This is a genomic window from Micromonospora reichwaldensis, from assembly GCF_031845925.1.
GTDB lineage: Bacteria > Actinomycetota > Actinomycetes > Mycobacteriales > Micromonosporaceae > Micromonospora > Micromonospora reichwaldensis.
Genome location: NZ_JAVRFL010000069.1, coordinates 1 through 3,886, shown reverse-complemented (window position 1 = coordinate 3,886; position 3,886 = coordinate 1). Strand labels below are relative to the sequence as shown.

Here is a 3,886-nt window from a genome sequence, read left to right as displayed (position 1 = left end):
CGACAACACCCCACACAACCGACCCCACACACCCCCATCCAACAACCCCGGCAAATCCACCAAACCACCCCACCGCAACGGCACCTCCACACCCACCACCCGACCCAAACCCCACACCGCAGCACCCGCGACATCCGCCAGCTCGTCCGAGCCGCCGACCGACACCGCTCCGCGCGTCAGCCACCACAGCCGGCCCGACCCACCGACGTCGGTCAGCGCCTGCACCACGGCCAGCGCCGTCGACACCTCGGCGGCGGCCGGAACCGGGGACGCCTCCCGCGGCTCGGCCAGCGACAGCAGGGACACCACGTGGGCGTCCCGGTCGTCGGAGCCCATCGCCTCCCGCAGCAGCCGCGCCACCCGGTCACGGTCGGCGCCGGCCGGGACCAGCACCGGGATCGCCCGGTCGGCCCGGGCGGTCAGCGCCGCGGCCACCGGGTGGTCCTCCTGCCCGGGTGCCATCAGCAGCAGCCAGGTCCCCGCCAACGTCGCGGAGTCCGGCACGGCGGCCGTACGCCACGTCGCCCGGTACCGCCAGGAGTCGACGACGGCCCGCTGCTGCGTCGCCCGCCGCCACCGGGCGAGCTTGGGCAGCAGCGCCGTGGACGGCTCGTCCGCGCCCACCGCCAGATCCTCGCCCAGCACGCCGAGGTCCCCGGACTCGACCGCTGCCCAGAACTGCTCGTCGGACGGGGCGTCGGCCCCCTCCGGAGCCGCGCCGGGCTGGGGGTCCTCCAGCCAGTAGCGCTGCCGGTCGAAGGCGTAGGTGGGCAGTTCCACCGCGCGCGGCCGGGCGCCGGTCTGGCCGAGGTACGCCGCCCAGTCGACGGTCACGCCGGCGGCCCAGAGCTGCCCGACGGCATGGGTCAGGGTGGTGACGTCGGGCTGACTGCGGCGCAGCGTGGCGACGTACCGCACGTCGTCGGCCGTGTCCGCCTCGGCTGCCATGGCGGTGAGGACCGCGTCCGGGCCGACCTCCAGGAAGGTGTCCACCCCCTGCGCCCGCAACGCCACCACACCATCGGCGAAGCGCACCGGCTGCCGCACGTGCCGCACCCAGTAGCCGGGATCGGTGATCTCCCCGGCGTCGGCCACCGCGCCGGTCACGTTCGACACGATCGGCACCCGCGGCGACCGCCAGTCCAGCCCCGCCACCACCGACGCGAACTCGCCCAGCATCGGCTCCATCAACCGCGAATGGAACGCGTGACTGACCGCGAGTTCCTTCGTCCGCCAACCCCGCTCACGGCAGGCCGCCACCACTGGAGCCACCTCGTCGCCGGCGCCGGAGACGACCACCGACGCGGGACCGTTGACCGCCGCGATGTCCACGGCCGCACCGCTCACGCTGATCAGCTCGGCGACAGCCTCCTCCGACGCGCCGACGGCCGCCATGACGCCGCCAGCGGGCAACGCCTGCATCAACCTGCCCCGCGCCGCCACCAGCGTGCACGCGTCCGCCAGCGACAACATCCCCGACACGTACGCCGCAGTCACCTCACCGATCGAGTGACCCGCCAGATAGTCCGCCCGCACACCCCACGACGACAACAACTCCCACAACGCCACCTCGACCGCGAACAGGCCCGCCTGCGCGAACACCGTCTGGTCCAGCAACGCGGCCTCGGCCGAACCCGCCTCCGCGAACACCACCTCACGCAGCGCACGCGGCAGCAAGCCGTCGAACCGGGCGCACACCTCGTCGAACGACGCCGCGAAGACCGGGAACGCGTCATACAGTTCGCGGCCCATGCCCACGCGCTGCGAACCCTGACCCGTGAACAACACCGCCCGGCGACCCGCCGACACCACACCCGATACCGCCGGCCCGCCCTCGGCGACAGCCGACAGACCGGCGACCAGCTCGTCCGCGTCGGAGCCCCACACCACCGCCCGGTGCTCCAACGCCGCCCGGGTCGTCGCCAACGACCACGACACATCCGCCGGCGACAGGCCACGATCGCGCACGAACGACGCCAACCGCGCCGCCTGACCCGCCAGGCCCCGCTCGGAGCGCCCCGACACCACCCACGGCACCGGCAACCCCACCGGCGCGACGGGCGCGACGGGTGCGACCGGTGCGACCGGTGTCGGAGCGGACTCCGGCTCCGGCTCCGGCTGCTCGATGATCACGTGCGCGTTCGTGCCGGAGATGCCGAACGACGACACACCCGCCCGCCGGGGACGCTCCACCCCCGGCCACTCACGCGACTCCGTCACCAACTCCACCGCACCCGACGCCCAGTCCACATGCGACGACGGCGCATCCACGTGCAAAGTCGCCGGCACCATCCCGTGCCGCATCGACAAGACCATCTTGATGATCCCGGCCACCCCCGCAGCCGCCTGCGTGTGACCGATGTTCGACTTCACCGAACCCAACAACAACGGCACATCCCGACCCTGCCCATACGTCGCCAACAACGCCTGAGCCTCAATCGGATCACCCAACGACGTACCCGTACCGTGCGCCTCCACCACATCCACATCAGCCGTCGACAGACCCGCACTCGCGAGGGCCTGCCGGATCACCCGCTGCTGCGACGGCCCGTTCGGCGCCGTCAACCCGTTCGACGCACCGTCCTGGTTCACCGCCGTGCCCCGTACGACCGCCAGGATCCGGCGCCCGTCGCGCCGCGCGTCCGACAGCCGCTGCACCAGCAGCACGCCGACGCCCTCGGACCAACCCGTGCCGTCCGCGGCGTCCGAGAACGACTTGCAGCGGCCGTCGGCGGACAGGCCGCCCTGGATCGAGAACTCGGCGAACGTGCCCGGTGAGGCCATCACGGTGACGCCGCCGGCCAGCGCCAGGTCGCACTCGCCCGACCGCAGCGCCTGCGCCGCGAGGTGCAACGCCACCAGCGACGACGAACACGCCGTGTCCACCGTCACCGCCGGCCCCTCGAACCCGAACGAGTACGCCACCCGACCCGACAACACGCTTGTCGCGTTGCCGGTGAGCAGGTGGCCGCCGACCTCCTGGGCCCGACCGACCGACCCGCTGGCGTACCCCTGGAAGCTGGCCCCGGCGAAGACGCCGACCGCGCCGCCCCGCAGGCTGGTCGGGTCGATGCCCGCCGACTCGACGGCCTCCCACGAGGTCTCCAGCAGCAGCCGCTGCTGCGGGTCCATGGCGAGGGCCTCGCGTGGCGAGATGCCGAAGAACTCGGCGTCGAACTCACCGGCGTCATAGACGAAGCCGCCCCTGCGGGCGAAGGACGTGTCGGACAGGCCACTGCTGAGGAAGCTGTCCCAGCCCCGGTCGAGGGGGAACTCGGAGATGCCGTCGCGTCCCGTGGAGAGCAGTTGCCACAGTTCTTCCGGGGACGCGACGCCACCCGGAAGGCGGCAGCCCATCCCGACGATCACGATCGGGTCGTCGTCCACGGTGGCGACCCTGCGGTCGGCCGGCGCGTCACCCGATGCTCCGAGCACGGTCTCCCGGATGAAGGCGACCAGGGCGGCCGGCGTCGGGTGGTCGAAGACCAGGGTGGAGGGCAACGCGAGGCCCGTTTCGGCGGTCAGCCGGTTGCGCAGCTCGACGGCGGTGAGCGAGTCGAAGCCGAGACGCTGGAACGCCCGGTCCGGCCGCACCGCCTCCACGGTGGCGTGGCCGAGCACCGTGGCGACCTGGGAGCGTACGAGGTCCAGGAGGGACGCCTCGACCTCCGGCGGCGTCAGGGCCGCGAGCCGCTCGCGCAGTGCGGAGGCCCGGTCGGTGGGGCCGGTCTCGGCTCGGGCCGCCGCCTCGATCGCCGCCTGTGCCTCGGGGATGTCGGTGAACAAACGCGACGGACGCAACGCCGTGAACGACGGCACAAACCGATCCCACCGCACATCCGCCACCACCACCTGACCCTCACCACCATCCAACACCCGCTGCAAC

1 protein-coding gene is annotated in these 3,886 nt (G+C 72.8%); it reads right to left on the bottom strand.

The window, feature by feature from the left end:
- Nucleotides 1-3,819, bottom strand: a 3,819-nt coding sequence (locus RM555_RS30710) for a type I polyketide synthase (protein WP_311414984.1), incomplete at its 3' end; no start/stop codon positions are given.
- Nucleotides 3,820-3,886: the final 67 nt, after the last annotated feature.